Here is a 16,045-nt window from a genome sequence, read left to right as displayed (position 1 = left end):
GGTGCAGAATGTCGGTGCCTACGGTGTCGAGATCGCAACCGCGCTGCGCCGGGTGCAACTTCTCGACCGTGCAAGTGGCAATGTGCATTGGGCGGACCCCGCGGAGCTGCACCTGTCGTACCGGCACAGCATTCTGAAGAACACCGACACTGGTGTCGTCCTGTCTGTGGAGCTGGGGCTTCTCGATGATGGGCTGAGTGCGCCAATCCGCTACGGCGAGCTTGCCCGTACGCTGGGCGCTCGCGAAGGTGACCGGCTTCCTGCGGGGCAGGTGCGTGACGCTGTGCTTGACCTGCGCAGCCGCAAAGGGATGGTACTGAACAGTCAAGATCATGACACGTGGAGCGCTGGTTCGTTCTTTACGAATCCGATCGTGAGCCGGGACCAGTTGCCGTCGGTGCTTGACGCGATACGGTCCCGGCTCGGCGATGAGGTAGCGGTGCCGCAGTTCGCGGCCGCCGATGGTGGTGTCAAGCTGTCCGCGGGCTGGCTCATCGAACGTGCGGGCTTCGGCCGTGGTTACCCGGGCGCGGACGCGCGCGCCCGGCTCTCGACAAAACACACTCTCGCGCTTACCAACCGCGGGGCCGCGCGCACCGCGGATCTCGTGGCTCTCGCCCGAACAGTCCGCGATGGGGTGCGGGATGCCTTCGGGGTCGAGTTGCGTCCGGAGCCGGTGTTCGTTGGAACCCAGCTTTAGGACGGTTCGCGGTGGAACTTGCCCGGACCCGCCTGCGCGCGGGGTTTGAGGAGAACTTGGTCGATATTCACGTGTGACGGCCGTGTCGCGACGAAACTGATCACCTCCGCTACGTCGCTGGCCGTCAAGGGAGTGAACCCCTGGTAGACCTTTGCGGCCTGCTTCTCATCGCCGCCGAATCGGACAGTGGAGAATTCGGTTTCCACCGCGCCGGGTGCAATTTCTGTGAGGCGAACAGGCTTGCCGAGCAGTTCGTCACGCAACGTGCGGTGCAGTACGCCTTGCGCGTGCTTCGCTGATGTGTAGCCAGCTCCGCCCGGGTACGTCTCGAGGGCGGCGATCGACGTCACCGTCACGATCAGGCCGTCACCGGAGTCGATGAGTTTCGGAAGCAGAGCTTGTGTCATTCGCAGCGTGCCAAGGACGTTTGTTTCCCACATCCAGCGCCATTTGTCGAGGTCCGCATCAGCGACGGTCTCGAGGCCTTTGGCGCCCCCCGCGTTATTGACGAGGACATCGGCGCGGGGGATCGCGCGCGTGAATTCGGCCACGGACGCCTCGTCTGTGACGTCCAGTGGCAGTGCCGTACCACCGATTTCACGGGCGAGTTCCTCGACACGATCACGGCGCCGGGCACCAGCGATGACGTGAAATCCGGCTGCTGCGAGAGCGCGCGCCGTGGCCGCTCCGATACCCGAACTGGCGCCCGTCACAACAGCAACGCGTGTGTTTTCAGGAATACTCATGAGCTCCGATGGTAGTTGCTGGGACATGACGATCATGGCGCTCGGGAGGCGCAGAAAATTCCTTGCGATTTTGTGGAAGAGATTCGCGGCTTCGTGAGTTGCGTTAGAAGGACGTGTCACCCACCCCGGCGCATCGCAGTGCTGAGTAGATAGGGCAGGATTACCCCAGTGAGTTCAACGCACCCGGACCGCAGGTCGTCCCTGCGGCGGATCGCTGTCGTCACCGTGCACACCTCCCCGCTCGCGCAGCCGGGCACTGGTGACGCGGGCGGCATGAATGTCTATGTGTTGCAGACGGCGAAAGAACTCGCCGCGCGCGGTGTCGAGGTGGAGATCTTCACCCGCGCGACATCCTCTAGCGACCCCGCCTCCGTCGAAGCTGCTCCAGGGGTAGTGGTCCGGAATATTGTCGCTGGGCCATTCGAGGGACTGAGTAAGAACGACCTGCCGAGCCAGCTGTGCCCGTTTACGGCGGCGGTCCTGCGTGAAGAGGCTAATCACGCTCCCGGCTATTACGACCTCGTGCATTCGCATTATTGGCTTTCCGGTCAGGTTGGCTGGCTCGCCCGCGACCGGTGGTCAGTGCCGCTCGTGCATACGTCGCATACCCTGGCTGCGGTTAAGAACGCATCCCTCGCAGAGGGAGATACCCCAGAGCCGCTAGCGCGCCAGGCAGGGGAGCGGCAGGTCGTGGGGGAGGCGGACCGGCTGGTCGTCAACACCGCAGACGAGCGGGACGCGCTGCGTCAGTATTACGCTGCAGATCCTGCCAAGATCGATATCGTCGCGCCCGGAGCGGACCTGAGTGTATATGGACCCGCCAGTCAGCTGGCAGCGCGCGTCGAGCTGGGGTTGCGTCCCGACGAGGCGATCGTGACATTCGTCGGCCGCATACAGCCGCTCAAGGCGCCGGACGTGATTGTGCGCGCGGCGGCCGACATTGCGCGGAACGACCCAGCGACGCGGCTGCGAGTTCTGGTCGTAGGAGGTCATTCGGGCACGGCTGAGCAGTCGTACTCGCTAGTACGGCTTGCCAGGGAACTCGGCGTCGCCGATCGGGTGACATTTCTCCCGCCTCAGCCGCCGGAGCGGTTGGCGCAGGTGTATCGGGCGTCGGACGTGGTTGCGGTGCCGAGTTATTCCGAGTCATTCGGGCTCGTGGCCATTGAGGCGCAAGCGTGCGGAACACCGGTTGTGGCCGCTGACGTCGGTGGTCTCGGCGTTGCTGTCGACGACGGCGTGACGGGCACGCTGATCAGCGGTCACGCGCCGGGCGAATGGGCCAGGACGATCAGCGAGCTACTCGCTGACGATGCGCGCCGAGCCGCGTACGCAGGCGCGGCGCCGCGCCATGCGGCCCGGTTTTCGTGGTCGCACACGGCCGAGGGCCTGCTCCGCAGCTATCACAGCGCGGTTGCAGGCGCACCGAAGAAGGCGGCGATGGTGTCGGCGCTCGCCGGGGCGACCCGGCTGCGCAGCCGGGTCGCCGATCTGGCGGTCCGCAGAGGGCGCAAGGAGTTCGCTGCCGAGCGTGCCGGAGCGTAGCGCCGTGCGTGGATCGCTCGGTCAGCCCTGATAGCTGCCGACCGGGCAGGCTGGATCTTCGTTCTCGGCGCAGTAGTCCTGGGAAACCCCGTTGTCCGTCGAACCGTCCGCGCCGACCGGACCGCCGAGCACCGCCTGGCCGTCTGCGTCCCAGTATCCGCCGGCGGCACCCCCATGGTTGGGGTTGGTGCAGATGGTGCCCTCACACTGAACGTAGTGGGGGCTGCCATCAGGGTCCGGGATCGCGTCAGGACCGACGTAGCTGCCTGCCGGGCAGCCTGGGTCTTCGTTCTGGGCGCAGTGCTCCTGCGTCAAGTTATTGCCAGTGGAGCCGTCAGCGCCGGTAGGGCCGCCGTTTTGCGGCTGTCCGTCGTTGTCCCAATGCCCGTGATTGTCATGGACCGTGACGTGTGGGCCGGTGTAGCTGCCGACGGGGCAGGCTGGGTCTTGGTTATGCGCGCAGTAGTCGTGAGTGAGGTTGTTTCCGGTGGAGCCGTCAGCGCCGGTGGGGCCGCCATCAACTGGCTGCCCGTCCCGGTCCCAGCTGCCCTCTGCGTCAGTTTCTTGGGCTGGCGCGTCCTCTGTTGCCACCGGCGTGGTGGCAGGGGCCGCGTCATCGTCTGTCGTGCCGTTGTCGCCACAGGCGGCGAGGACGAGGGGGAGGGCGCAAAGGGCCGCGGCTAGGCGTGCGTAGGAGGCTTTCACACTTGGTCCTTCCTGCTGAGAGTTGTCTTCGGCGCACACGGCACCGAAGCTGTATACGCGTATTAAACCAGCGTGTTGGAAATCGCAGTCGATCTTGGCGGAATCGGCCGGAATCAGTGTGCCGATCAAAATGTTTGTGGCGCGGCGGAACCCGCTTTTGCGGGATGCAATCCTTATCTTCGCGCGTAGGGCGAGCCGTCGAACATGGCACTCTGGAGTGAGCAGGCCCCCGGAAGGAGAGCGAAGGCATGGCAGAAGATGTCACCGAGGACGTCCAACGGTCACTCGCCACAATTGAGGAGACCCTGAAGGATCGCGAGCTCACCTATGAGCGTCGCGGCGATGAGCACGTCATCGTAGAACTGCCGGGCGTTCGCAAGCTCAAGACCACCTGCCTGCTGACGGTCGGTGTGCACGGCGTACGTATCGAAGCTTTCGTGTGCCGGCACCCGGACGAGAACGAACCCGCCGTCCATCAGTATCTGCTGCAGCGAAATCGCCGACTATATGGCGTTGCGTACACGATCGATCGCAATGGCGATATCTACCTCGTCGGCCGGATGTCGCACCACGCAGTGACGCCCGACGAACTCGACCGCCTCCTGGGACAGGTACTCGAAGCGGCTGACGGCGATTTCAATGTTCTGCTTGAGATCGGGTTCATCTCATCAATCCGCAGAGAATGGGACTGGCGAATTTCTCGCGGCGAGTCGCTTGCCAACCTCAAAGCGTTCGAACATCTCATGAAAAATGGAGAGAGCAACGGGGACAAGGATTCTGACTCCCAGCGCGGCTCCCGGCCAGGGGCGGCCGGGAGCCCCTGACGCTGGCGACCACATGCGGAGGTCGCTTAAAGTGCAGCGCAAAGGAGGGTGCTACGGTGGGCGAAATCACACCGCATTTCGCCTGCAGCGAGGAGCACAATGAGCTTCCACAGTCCATTTCCTGACGTCGAAATCCCAGCCACCAGTGTTTACGAGTTCCTCTTCGGATCGATTACCGACGCTGAACTCGAACTGCCTGCCTTCATCGATGGGCCATCTGGTTCAGTCACGACCTACGGCCAGCTCATTGCGCAGATCAATGGGGTGGCGGGCGCGCTGGCTGCGCGGGGGATCGAGCCAGGCGACGTCGTTGCGCTTCACTCGCCGAACGTTCCAGCATTTGGTGCGGTCTTCCACGGCATCCTGCGCGCGGGAGCAACAGCGACGACGATCAATGCGCTGTACACCGCAGGGGACATCGAGAAACAGCTCAGCGATTCGGGCGCGAAATTCTTGTTCACTGTTTCCCCGCTGCTTCCGCAGGCGAAGGAAGGCGCCGCAGCCGCAGGTCTGGATGACGACAAGATTGTTGTTCTCGACGGCGCGGAGGGCCATGCATCGCTGCGTGATCTCCTGACAGAACTCGCACCGACGCCGCGAGTGACGATTGACCCGGCTGAGCACCTCGCGGTGCTGCCTTACTCATCGGGAACCACAGGACGCCCGAAAGGGGTCATGCTGACGCACCGCAACCTCGTTGCCAATGTGTGCCAGTCAAGCGGTGCGCTCGGGGGCGGCCAGCACCGTATTCTGTCGGTGCTGCCGTTCTTTCACATTTACGGCATGACGGTGCTGCTCAACATCGCGCTGCGAAACCGGTCGGCGCTGGTCACCATGCCGCGATTTGATCTGATGGAATTCTTGCGCATCACCTCGGAGCACAAGTGCACCCAGGTGTTCATCGCCCCGCCGATAGCAGTGGCGCTCGCGAAGCACCCGGCCGTTGACCAATTCGACCTTTCTAGCGTGGAACTCGTGTTCTCTGGGGCAGCGCCGCTGGACGCAAATCTGGGCAAGGCGGTTGCGGACCGGCTGGGCTGCTCGGTTCGCCAGGGCTACGGCATGAGCGAAATGAGCCCGGTCAGCCACCTGATACCGGTGGATCGTGATGACGTAGCGCTCGACTCTGTGGGGTTCACGGTGCCCAACATGGAGTGCAAACTCGTTGACCCAGTGACGGGTGAGGAAGTCCAGCTGCCGGAGTCCGGAGTCAGTGAGCCCGGCGAGTTGTGGTGCAAGGGACCCAACATTATGCGCGGTTACTTGGGGAATGATGAGGCCACAGCCGAGACGATCACTAGCGACGGTTTCCTGCGCACTGGCGATATCGCTACGGTAACCCCCGACGGTGTGGTGACGATCGTCGACCGGCTCAAGGAACTCATCAAGTACAAGGGCTATCAGGTCCCGCCCGCAGAACTTGAAGCACTGCTGCTCACCCACCCGCAGATCGCAGATGCTGCGGTCATCGGTGTGCACGACGAAGAAGGCGAGGAAGTACCGAAAGCGTTCGTCGTGAGGCAGCCGGAAGCGGACTTGTCCGAACAGGATGTAATCGACTTTGTGGGGGAGCGCGTGTCCCCGCATAAGAAGGTCCGTGTGGTGGAGTTCCTCGACGCGGTACCGAAGTCTGCCAGCGGCAAGATCCTGCGCAAGGATTTGCGTGCCCGGGAAACCGCGTCCGCGTAATCCGTCTCAGATGCTGAGGTGATCGCGCGCTGACGTGGCGCGAGGGTCCGGTGCTCATGCGAGGATGATGGGCATGAGTATCGGAACCCTTGTTTTGCTTCGGCACGGTGAAAGTGAATGGAACGCGCTCAACCTCTTCACAGGCTGGGTGGATGTACCTCTCACAGAGAAAGGCACCGGTGAAGCGAAGCGGGCCGGTGAGCTTCTCGTCGAAAAAGATGTTCTCCCGGACGTGCTGTACACGTCGCTGCTGCGGCGCGCGATCGGCACCGCACACGTGGCGCTTGATGCGGCGGACCGGCTGTGGATCCCAGTGCACCGCGATTGGCGCCTCAACGAGCGTCACTATGGAGCGCTGCAGGGCAAGAACAAAGCGCAGGTGCTCGCTGAGTTCGGTGACGACCAGTTCATGATGTGGCGGCGCAGCTATGACACGCCACCGCCGCCGATCGAGCGAGGCAGCGAGTTCAGTCAGGACACGGACGTTCGATACGCCGACATCGACGGTGGGCCCTTGACGGAATGCCTCGCCGATGTGGTCGAGCGCCTGCTCCCGTACTGGGAAGAGACGATCACCGCTGACTTGCGTGCCGGCAAGACGGTGCTGGTCGCTGCTCACGGAAACTCGCTCCGTGCGCTAGTCAAGCACCTTGATGGTATTTCGGATGAGGAGATCGCGGGATTGAACATCCCGACCGGCATTCCACTGGTGTACGAATTCAGCGGTGACGACCTGAAGCCATCAAACCCGGGCGGCACTTATCTCGATCCCGCCGCTGCAGCTGCGGGTGCCGCAGCGGTTGCTGCCCAGGGCGCTCAGCGCAAGTGAAACCACGCGTGAAAGAGCGATCTTGGCGCGAATTCTGCGGCTCGCTATACGTTTAGTGAACAACAGGGAACTAATCGGGAAACACCCTTCGCGCTAGGTGTGACTTGTATTGAAATGTGCACGTGAAATTAGGGCGGCTGTACCTTTTTCCGTACGATTCACTATGTGACGATCGTTCAGGCTGTACTGCTGGCGGTGCTTGCGGCGGCCCTCGGAGCGATTGCCGGATCGGCAATCAATTCCCGCTTGCAAGCACGCGCCCAGGCGCGCGCAGCGGACCGCGAGGGCCTCACCGTCTCGCAGGTTCTGGATCTGGTCGTCTCCTCGTCGCCGATTGGTATCGCGGTGGTCGACGAGCACCAGCACGTGCTGCTCTCCAACTTCCGGGTCGAGGAACTCGGTGTGGTTCGTAATCACCTTCTGGATGACCGGGCGTGGGCCGCGAGCCAGAAAGTCTTCGATTCGGGTGAAAGCGTCGATTTCGACGTGTCAACGAAAATGCAGCCATTTCCGCGCAGCGCGGTCTCGGTGCGCGGGCACGTACATCTGCTCCACTCTGCTGACCCCCGAATCGCGGTGATCTATGCGGAGGACGATTCGGAACAAGTCCGCATGGAAGCGACGCGCCGCGATTTTGTTGCAAATGTCAGCCATGAACTGAAAACTCCGGTGGGAGCGGTAAGCCTTCTCACTGAAGCGTTACTCGAGTCCGCCGACGATCCAGACTCAGTACGCCATTTCGGCGAGAAGATGCTGCACGAATCCACCAGGCTGGGCAACATGGTTAACGAACTGATCGCGCTTTCTCGTTTACAGGGTGCCGAGAAACTGCCCGACCTCGACGTGGTCGATGTCGACTCGGTGGTCACCGAGGCCATGGAGCGGTCGGCGGTGGCCGCTGACGCAGCCGAAATAACCATCACCGCGGACTTCCCGAGTGGGCTTGAAGTCCTCGGCGACCGCACGCTGCTCGTCACCGCGCTCACCAACCTCCTGTCCAACGCGATCTCCTACTCGCCGCCTAAGACTCCCGTTACGATCAGCCGCAATGTGCGCGACGGATATGTGGAGATCAGCGTGACCGATCGGGGTATCGGCATCGAGCCCGAATACCACGAACGCGTCTTTGAACGGTTCTTCCGGGTGGATAAGGCCCGTTCACGTGCCACCGGTGGCACCGGACTTGGACTCGCGATCGTCAAGCACGTCGCAGCGAACCATAACGGGTCGATCAGAATGTGGAGCCGTCCCGGCACCGGATCGACATTCACCATTGTGCTGCCCGCTCATGTGGAGGCGGACGACTCAGCCGACGATAGTCCCAGCGGCATAAAGCCGATGGAACATAGAGAGGAAATACGCCGGTGACAAGTGTGCTGATCGTTGAGGACGAAGAATCGCTGGCCGACCCACTGGCCTTTCTGCTCCGCAAGGAGGGGTTCGACGTCACGATCGCCGCTGATGGCCCTGCGGCGTTAGATTCGTTCGACGGCGCGGGAGCAGACATTGTTCTTCTCGATTTGATGCTGCCCGGTATGAGTGGCACAGAGGTGTGTAAACAGTTGCGAGCGCGCTCGACTGTGCCGGTAATCATGGTTACCGCACGTGACAGTGAAATCGACAAGGTCGTGGGGCTTGAGATCGGTGCGGACGACTACGTCACCAAGCCGTACTCGTCGCGTGAACTCATAGCACGTATCCGCGCGGTCCTTCGCCGTGGCGCAGAACCCGAAATCGAATCAGCGAGCGATACCCTGCTTGAGGCCGGGCCGGTGCGCATGGACGTCGATCGGCACATTGTGCAGGTCAACGGTGCGGCAGTGACGCTTCCGCTGAAAGAGTTCGACCTCCTCGAGTACTTGTTGCGCAACAGCGGCCGGGTGCTTACCCGCGGTCAGTTGATCGACCGAGTGTGGGGTGCTGACTATGTCGGTGATACCAAGACCCTCGATGTGCACGTGAAACGGCTGCGTTCGAAGATCGAGCGGGATCCGGCGAAGCCGCGGCACCTGGTCACCGTGCGTGGACTCGGTTACAAGCTCGAGCCGTAGGCCCGGCGCATCAAGGTGCCCCGCTGATGGGAATTTGCCCGGGCCACGGACGGGGCAAATTCCCAATGGAAGGGCGAGTGTCTGGAACTGGACTAGTCGGTTGCGGTGGTAGCAGGGTGTACGGCGACCAGTCCAAGCTGGGCCCGTCGCGCGCACAACCGCGACAGCTCGCCGTACGCTTCCGCCCCGATGAGCTCGCGCAACTCCGGCCCATAGGATTTCCACACGGGCTCCGGCCCTATGTGTGCCTCGGGTGACGAAGTGCACCACCAGGAAAGGTCTGCGCCACCGGACCCCCAGCCGCGCCGATCGAACTCGGTGAGCGTTGTCTTAAGCACCTGTTCACCGTCGGGCCGGGTAATCCACTCCTGGGACCTGCGAATGGGCAGTTGCCAGCACACATCTGGTTTCAGCTCCAAGGGATGGCGATCAGTGCGCAGTGCGAGGCCGTGCAGGGCGCAGCCTGGCCCGCCGCTGAATCCGGGCCGGTTCAGGAAGATACACGCACCCTCGTGCTGCCGGGTACGCAGCGCGTCTTCGCCGTCGAGTTCGTCAGTCTCATAGATGTCGAGGTCCCCCGTCTCCGGGTTGGTGGCCTCGTTGATGTGCTGCCAGTCATCGGCGGTGAGCTCACCAGCTGCCGCTATCACCCGTTCACGGTCGTCGTCGTCCGAGAGAAAAGCTCCGTGCGAGCAACAGCCATCCGACGCGCGCCCAGGCGCGATTCCGTGGCATCCACCAGTGCCGAATACGCAGGTCCAGCTCGACAGAAGCCAGGTCAGATCAGCACAAATCAGGTGATCTGAATCTGCAGGATCAAGAAACTCGACCCACTCGCGCGGGAAATCCGGCGCGACTTCGGGCAATTTTGGGCGAGGCTGAGTCACAGCGTCAGACCGTAGCGGTCTAAGTTGGAGGTGTGCGTCTTGGGGTCCTCGATGTGGGGAGTAACACGGTCCATCTGTTGATGGTAGACGCTCATCGCGGCGGTCATCCGACTCCGATGAGCTCGACGAAGGCGGCATTGCGCCTGGCCGAGCAGATCGACAGGAACGGTAACCTGACGAGCAAGTGCGCGGATAGCCTGGTGTCGACGGTCGCGGAGTTCGCGGCCATTGCGCAGTCGTCCGGTTGCGAAGAGCTCATGGCGTTCGCGACGTCGGCGGTGCGGGACGCGCGGAACTCGGAAGCTGTCCTGGCGCGCGTGAAAGAAGAAGCAGGTGTGGCGCTCGAGGTGCTGCCGGGCGTGGAGGAAGCGCGATTGACCTTTCTGGCGGTTCGGCGGTGGTACGGCTGGAGCGCGGGCCGCATTCTGAACCTCGACATCGGTGGCGGGTCACTGGAAATCAGCACCGGCATTGATGAGGACCCCGATGCCGCGCTGTCCCTGCCGCTGGGCGCGGGACGGCTCACGAGAGAGTGGCTGCCGGAAGACCCTCCGGACAGGCGCCGGATCGCGGTTCTCCGGGACTGGCTGGATGCGGAGTTGGCTGGCGTCGCAAAACAGATTGGTCAGGCTGGTGCGCCGGATCTGGTGGTCGCGACGTCGAAAACTTTTCGCTCGCTGGCTAGGCTGACGGGAGCGGCACCGTCGTCGGCGGGGCCCCGGGTCCGGCGCGCGCTCACAGAACCCGGTTTGCGACAGATCATCGCCTTCATTTCACGGATGACGGCATCAGACCGGGCTGAACTCGAAGGCGTGAGCGCAGATCGTGCACCTCAGATCGTCGCTGGTGCACTCGTGGCGGAGGCCACGATGCGCGCGCTTTCGGTGGAGACGGTTGACATCTGCCCCTGGGCTTTGCGGGAAGGGCTCATCCTGCGCAAACTCGACACAGGGTTCATCAATGGAGCATCGAACGCATGAGAAAACGTCAGCCAGAACGGGCGGGTGCAGGGACGTGAGTGCACGCATACCGGATGCCCCACTGCGCCGAGGCCACATCAAGGTAGGTCTGTCGACCGCCTCGGTCTACCCGCAAAACACGGAAGCAGCCTTTCAGTACGCCGCTGACCTCGGCTTCGACGGTGTGGAAGTCATGGTGTGGGCGGAGCAAATAAGCCAGGACACTCAGACGATCGGCGAAATGTCGAGCAAGTACGGCGTGCCGGTGCTGTCTGTCCACGCGCCCTGCCTGCTGATTTCGCAGCGTGTATGGGGCTCGGATCCGGTTGTGAAACTCGACCGGTCCGCACAGATGGCGGCAGATTTGGAGGCGGAGACAGTGGTGGTGCATCCACCGTTCCGCTGGCAGCGCCGGTACGTCGACGGGTTCGCTGAACAGGTGGTGAACCTGGAGAAGACCACAGGCGTGCACATCGCGGTGGAGAACATGTTCCCAATGCGGGCCGACCGCCTATTCGGCAAGCGGTCACGCTCCGCGGAGCGTATGCGCGTGCGTGGAGGCGGCCCCGGCCCGGCCGTCTCGGCGTTTGCCCCGAGTTATGACCCGACCGACGTGGACCACCCCCACTACACCCTTGACCTCTCGCACACCGCAACTGCGGGAATGGATGCGCTCGCGCTCGCGGAGCGGATGGGTGAGCGTCTCGTCCACGTCCACCTCGCTGATGGTCGCGGCGCCTCAGTTGACGAGCATTTGCTGCCGGGGCACGGCACACAGCCTTGCGCGGAGGTGTGCCGGCGCCTCGCCGAGAGTGACTTCGCCGGCCAGGTGGTACTGGAAATCAGCACAAAGCATGCGCGCACTTCGGGTGAGCGCGCGATGATGCTCACCGAGGCACTGCAGTTCGCACGCACTCATTTGAGTGTTGGTGCGGACGATATCAGGCCGTCGCAGTAGGTGACGGCGGGGCGGCTGGCAAGCCGGGCGGCGAGCGTGGCAACCTACTGGCCATGACGACAATCGCGGTCATTGGTGGCGGACGTATCGGCGAGGCTCTGCTCTCTGGGCTACTGGCATCGGGCCGGGCGGCTCGCGACATTGTGGTATCCGAGAAGATGCAAGAGCGTGCCGCTGAGCTTTCGCGGCGCTTCGGAATTCGCGCCATGTCTCTGCGTGACGCGGCCGAGTCAGCAGACGTGGTGGTGGTTGCAACGAAGCCGGGCGACGTGGCGGCGGTTGTCGATGGCCTCGTCGAGGTTATGGAGGTGTCCGACCGCGAGAAGACGGTGGTGTCTCTTGCAGCAGGCTTGACGCTCGGCTGGTACGAGGCGAAGTTGCCGGCGGGCACGCCGGTCGTGCGCGTTATGCCTAACACGCCGATGCTCGTCAACGAGGGGATGTGCGTCATTTCGCCCGGCCGGTACGCAGCGGATCAGCATGTCGATGTGGTCGTCGAGTTGCTGAAACCGGTCGGTCGTGTGCTCACGGTCGGGGAGCAGATGATGGATGCGGTGACGGCTGTCTCCGGATCGGGTCCCGCTTATTTCTATCTCGTGGCGGAGGCGATGATCGACGCCGCCGTGAAGCTTGGATTCCCGCGTGACAGCGCAGCTGAGCTTGTCGTGCAAACGATGGCCGGCTCCGCCACCATGCTCCAGCGTGCGCTGGAGGACAAGGCGTCGTCGGCGACTGCGCCGAATCAGCTTCGGTACGCGGTGACGTCTCCCGGCGGCACGACGGCTGCCGGCATCGCCGCCCTCGAACAGAATGGGTTGCGCGCCAGCTTCTTTGAAGCCCTTGAAGCAGCCCGGGACCGGTCGGTCGAGCTTGGCAAGCAGTCCAACTGATAGTTACCGGTGCTAATACCACAAAAATGTTCTTGCGCCAATTAGGCACACCCGTCGCATTGTGCCCAGTTGTCCCGCTAAGCTCGATAAAGCACGCACGTGTCGACACCGCCGGAGGGGAAGCCGGCGGCGCGAGGCGGGCTGGAGGTGAGAACAACATGGCGGCGGATGACACGCCCACAACGGGTGGTACCGGATCGGATAACGTCACCCAGTCGGTATTTGGGTCGGCGAAGTTTCTGACGGTCGCTGAAGTTGCAGCGATGATGCGCGTCTCGAAGATGACGGTATATCGCTTGGTGCACGGTGGTGATTTGCCCGCGGTGCGTGTGGGACGCTCATTCCGCGTGCAGGCCCAAGCAGTCGACGACTACTTGCGCAAGTCGTATTTCGACGTGGGATAGCGGTTGGGCCGACCCTCGGTTAACAGGTTGGGCGGTATCGCCGGTAACATCGAGCCTCGGCGTGCTAGCTGACTGGCTTTGAGTCTCCATCTCATAACCGGGCCTGAGCGCCGGGCTGCGGCCCGGGCGGGCGTACTCGGCTGGCCAGCTGGTTCCATTCGGTGCGTGGAAACGCGTGCCGCAGCAGATGACGTTGAACAGAACGAGGGGCGCCCACGATGGGTTCAGTGATCAAGAAGCGACGCAAGCGCATGTCGAAGAAGAAGCACCGCAAGCTTCTGCGCCGGACGCGGGTGCAGCGTCGTAAACTCGGTAAGTGATTCGGGCCGGGGCGTGGCCAGCTGCGGCTGCCCCCGGTTCGGCGCTTTCACACATTGCTGCCCGTCACCGTCTGCGGTGGCGGGCTGATGTGTACTGTGCCGACGCGCCGAGCCGCGCACCGGCTGTGTAAAGCGTCCGTTCAACCGTTGTCTGCGCTGCGGGGATCGGATTAGGGTGGTGGTGGTGAAAACGATGTCAGCGGGGGAGAGCGACGTGGTTTCTGCGGGCGACGAGTCACATGAGGCGGGCGACCCGCAGGGCACACGAAGCGCTGAAACGGGCGATCCAGCCTCCGGCGGCGATGCACGCCCGGATGATGCCGACACACCCGCTGAAATCGGCGAGTCCGGTGACGCTACGGACCGCGCGGGTCTGCCCCGTGTCGTGCTGGTAACCGGCGCCAGCCGATTCGTTGGTGGATTTCTGACCGCCCGTCTCGCACAGCATCCGGATATCGAACGGGTGATTGCGGTGGATGCGGTGCCGCCAACCAAGGACATGCGCAGACGGATGGGCCGTGCCGATTTCGTGCGCGCTGATATCAGGAATCCGCTCATCGCAAAAGTCGTCCGCAATGCGGAAGTTGACACAGTTGTGCATCTGTCGATGTCATCGCACCCGTCACGCGCTGGAGGGCGGGCAGCGACGAAGGAAATGAACGTCATAGGTGCGATGCAGCTGCTCGCGGCATGCCAGAAATCAGCGTCGGTGAAGCGTGTGATCCTCAAGTCGTCTTCCACCATCTACGGGTCCAGTTCGAAGGATCCCGCTATGTTCACGGAAGAGATGAGCGCGCGCCGGCCACCGAGAAGCGGATACGCGCGCGATTGCCTCGACGTAGAGGGGTACACGCGCTCACTCGGCCGCCGCCGTCCAGATATCGCGACGACGATACTGCGTCTGGCACCGATTATCGGTCCGCGGCTTGAAACCGAGCTGAGCCGTTTCCTGTTGCAGCCGCTCGTGCCGACGATCTTCGGGCGGGACCCGCGCATGCAGCTGCTGCACGACGAAGACGCCCTCGCTGCGCTCGAACGCGCGACTTTGGCCGAAGTCTCCGGTACCTTCAATGTCGGGGCGGACGGCGTGGTCGCGCTCTCGCAGGCGATCCGGCGCGCGGGGGGAGTACAGGCGCCAATGTTCCCCGCTGCTTTCGCGGCGCTCTCCGGCCTCCAGAAGCGGCTTGGTTTCCACGATTACAGTTCTGACCAGTTCGATTATCTGGTCTTCGGCTGCGGCATGGATACCACTCGCATGCGAACGCAGCTCGGCTTCACTCCGCGGTGGACGACGCTGCAAGCGTTCGATGATTTTCTCCGGAGTCGAAGGGCGGCTTCGGTGGTCGATCCAGACGCAGTGCGCAGACTTGAATCGAGAGTTGTCGCCGCAGCAGCGCGGTGGGCATGAACCCAAGGGAGACGGACGACGTGGCGAAGGTAATTCCGCTACACGGCGATGGCCCTGGCCGATCTGGCCGCCGCAGCGGTGCCCGGGCGGTGCATCCGAGTCAGGATGAGTTCCTTGAGCAGCACGAGTCGGCGGACGAGTCCGATGAAACCACTGGCGCCGGCATCGCCGAACTGGGGAGCCAGCCTGACGATGATGCCGTGGCGGAGCCGGACAATGGCGGCACCGGCAACTTCGCGCTCCCGATCCCAATCCCGCTAGGCGGCGTTCGCCACAAACTCGCAGGACAGGTCGCTGAAACGGCAGCGTTTTTGCGCAAGCGGCTCACCGGTGATTATGAGGTTGACGAGTTCGGGTTTGATCAGCACCTGAACGACGGTGTGCTGCTGCCGCTCTTGCGGCCGCTGTACGAAAAGTGGTTCCGGGTTGACGTCTCCGGAATCGAGAACTTGCCTGAGCATGGGGCAGCACTTGTTGTCGCCAACCACGCCGGCGTTATTCCGATTGATGGTTTGATGACGTCAGTCGCCGTGCATGACCGGACCCCCGGCCATCGCCCAATGCGTATGCTGGCCGCCGATCTCGTGTTCGAGATGCCCGTAGTGTCGACGCTCGCGCGCAAGGCCGGGCATACGCTGGCGTGCAACCCGGATGCTGAGCGCCTGCTCCGCAACGGCGAACTCACCGCGGTGTTCCCAGAAGGCTTCAAGGGGATCGGGAAGCCATACGCAGACCGCTACAAGCTGCAGCGTTTTGGCCGTGGCGGGTTCGTGTCAGCGGCGCTTCGCACCGGCGCGCCAATTATCCCGTGCTCCATCGTCGGGTCGGAGGAGATCTACCCGAAAATCGCGGACCTCAAGCTGCTGGCCAGGCTGCTTGGCCTGCCGTATTTCCCGGTCACGCCGCTTTTTCCGATGCTCGGTCCAATCGGCGCTATCCCGCTTCCGACGAAGTGGCATATCGTTTTCGGGGAGCCGATTGACACCCAGCAATACGGGAGCGCATCGGCTGAGGACCCCATGGTGGTATTCGATCTCACCGACCAGGTGCGTGAAACGATCCAGCAGACGCTGTACCGAGTGCTGGCCAACCGCCGCAATATCTTCCTCGGCTAGGCCAGCGGAGTTTCT

At 63.1% G+C, this 16,045-nt stretch carries 16 protein-coding genes and 1 pseudogene; 14 read left to right on the top strand and 3 right to left on the bottom strand.

Annotated features, from left to right (window positions below; all coding sequences use genetic code 11):
* Positions 1–700: UDP-N-acetylmuramate dehydrogenase (locus ONR57_RS16895; protein ID WP_265124686.1), on the top strand; the 700-nt coding region annotated here is incomplete at its 5' end.
* On the opposite strand, the gene ONR57_RS16890 is transcribed toward ONR57_RS16895, so the two are convergent.
* Positions 697–1,446 (bottom strand): SDR family NAD(P)-dependent oxidoreductase, encoded by a 750-nt coding sequence (locus tag ONR57_RS16890; protein ID WP_265124685.1) that lies wholly within the window; start codon positions 1,444–1,446, stop codon positions 697–699. The genes ONR57_RS16895 and ONR57_RS16890 overlap by 4 nt on opposite strands.
* A gap of 159 nt (positions 1,447–1,605) precedes the next feature.
* On the opposite strand from ONR57_RS16890, the gene mshA reads away from it, so the two are divergent.
* Positions 1,606–2,991 carry a D-inositol-3-phosphate glycosyltransferase gene (mshA, locus tag ONR57_RS16885; protein WP_374116474.1) on the top strand — a complete coding sequence of 462 codons (1,386 nt, stop codon included), beginning with the start codon at positions 1,606–1,608 and terminating at the stop codon, positions 2,989–2,991.
* Positions 2,992–3,015: 24 nt separating this feature from the next.
* On the opposite strand, the pseudogene ONR57_RS23385 reads toward mshA, so the two are convergent.
* Positions 3,016–3,582 (bottom strand): annotated as a pseudogene (locus tag ONR57_RS23385) (Mesocentin); the annotation flags it as partial.
* A 362-nt stretch (positions 3,583–3,944) separates the two neighbouring features.
* On the opposite strand from ONR57_RS23385, the gene ONR57_RS16875 reads away from it, so the two are divergent.
* The 5 genes from ONR57_RS16875 to ONR57_RS16855 all read left to right on the top strand — a co-directional run bounded on the left by ONR57_RS16875 (position 3,945) and on the right by ONR57_RS16855 (position 9,089).
* Positions 3,945–4,520 carry a YbjN domain-containing protein gene (locus ONR57_RS16875; protein ID WP_265124683.1) on the top strand — a complete coding sequence of 192 codons (576 nt, stop codon included), beginning with the start codon at positions 3,945–3,947 and terminating at the stop codon, positions 4,518–4,520.
* 99 nt (positions 4,521–4,619) lie between these two features.
* Positions 4,620–6,209 carry an AMP-binding protein gene (locus ONR57_RS16870; protein WP_265124682.1) on the top strand — a complete coding sequence of 530 codons (1,590 nt, stop codon included), beginning with the start codon at positions 4,620–4,622 and terminating at the stop codon, positions 6,207–6,209.
* A gap of 64 nt (positions 6,210–6,273) precedes the next feature.
* Complete coding sequence (locus ONR57_RS16865) at positions 6,274–7,038, top strand: phosphoglyceromutase (protein WP_265124696.1); 765 nt, start codon at positions 6,274–6,276, stop codon at positions 7,036–7,038.
* A 165-nt stretch (positions 7,039–7,203) separates the two neighbouring features.
* Positions 7,204–8,406, top strand: coding sequence for a cell wall metabolism sensor histidine kinase WalK (locus ONR57_RS16860; protein ID WP_265124681.1), 1,203 nt, complete (start codon positions 7,204–7,206; stop codon positions 8,404–8,406).
* Positions 8,403–9,089: a response regulator transcription factor gene (locus tag ONR57_RS16855; protein WP_265124680.1), complete on the top strand. Its 687-nt coding sequence runs from the start codon at positions 8,403–8,405 to the stop codon at positions 9,087–9,089. The genes ONR57_RS16860 and ONR57_RS16855 overlap by 4 nt, the downstream gene beginning before the upstream one ends.
* Positions 9,090–9,181: 92 nt before the next feature.
* Here ONR57_RS16855 and ONR57_RS16850 read toward each other — a convergent pair whose 3' ends face one another.
* A complete protein-coding gene (locus ONR57_RS16850) occupies positions 9,182–9,976 on the bottom strand; it encodes a hypothetical protein (protein WP_265124679.1) in 795 nt (264 codons plus the stop codon).
* Positions 9,977–10,008: 32 nt separating this feature from the next.
* On the opposite strand from ONR57_RS16850, the gene ONR57_RS16845 reads away from it, so the two are divergent.
* The 7 genes from ONR57_RS16845 (at position 10,009) to ONR57_RS16815 (ending at position 16,030) form a co-directional block, all read left to right on the top strand.
* The gene (locus ONR57_RS16845; protein ID WP_265124678.1) at positions 10,009–10,956 is read left to right on the top strand and encodes a Ppx/GppA phosphatase family protein; all 948 of its coding nucleotides are present in this window, start codon (positions 10,009–10,011) and stop codon (positions 10,954–10,956) included.
* A gap of 34 nt (positions 10,957–10,990) precedes the next feature.
* Entirely contained in the window at positions 10,991–11,893 is a 903-nt protein-coding gene (locus ONR57_RS16840) for a sugar phosphate isomerase/epimerase family protein (protein WP_374116471.1), read from the top strand.
* Between the two features lie 53 nt (positions 11,894–11,946).
* On the top strand, positions 11,947–12,783 hold the full coding sequence (gene proC, locus ONR57_RS16835) for a pyrroline-5-carboxylate reductase (protein WP_265124677.1): 837 nt from the start codon (positions 11,947–11,949) through the stop codon (positions 12,781–12,783).
* A 158-nt stretch (positions 12,784–12,941) separates the two neighbouring features.
* Positions 12,942–13,187 (top strand): helix-turn-helix domain-containing protein, encoded by a 246-nt coding sequence (locus ONR57_RS16830; protein ID WP_265124676.1) that lies wholly within the window; start codon positions 12,942–12,944, stop codon positions 13,185–13,187.
* 218 nt (positions 13,188–13,405) lie between these two features.
* Entirely contained in the window at positions 13,406–13,507 is a 102-nt protein-coding gene (locus ONR57_RS16825) for a 30S ribosomal protein bS22 (RefSeq protein ID WP_003402602.1), read from the top strand.
* 184 nt (positions 13,508–13,691) lie between these two features.
* A complete protein-coding gene (locus ONR57_RS16820) occupies positions 13,692–14,915 on the top strand; it encodes an NAD-dependent epimerase/dehydratase family protein (protein WP_265124675.1) in 1,224 nt (407 codons plus the stop codon).
* Entirely contained in the window at positions 14,912–16,030 is a 1,119-nt protein-coding gene (locus ONR57_RS16815; protein WP_265124674.1) for a lysophospholipid acyltransferase family protein, read from the top strand. Before ONR57_RS16820 ends, ONR57_RS16815 begins: the two co-directional genes overlap by 4 nt.
* The last annotated feature ends 15 nt before the right edge of the window (positions 16,031–16,045 follow it).

It is taken from the genome of Hoyosella sp. YIM 151337 (assembly GCF_026041215.1).
Classification (GTDB): Bacteria; Actinomycetota; Actinomycetes; order Mycobacteriales; family Mycobacteriaceae; genus Hoyosella.
Note: the sequence above shows the minus strand (reverse complement) of the source record. Positions and strands in the feature narration are given on the sequence as shown.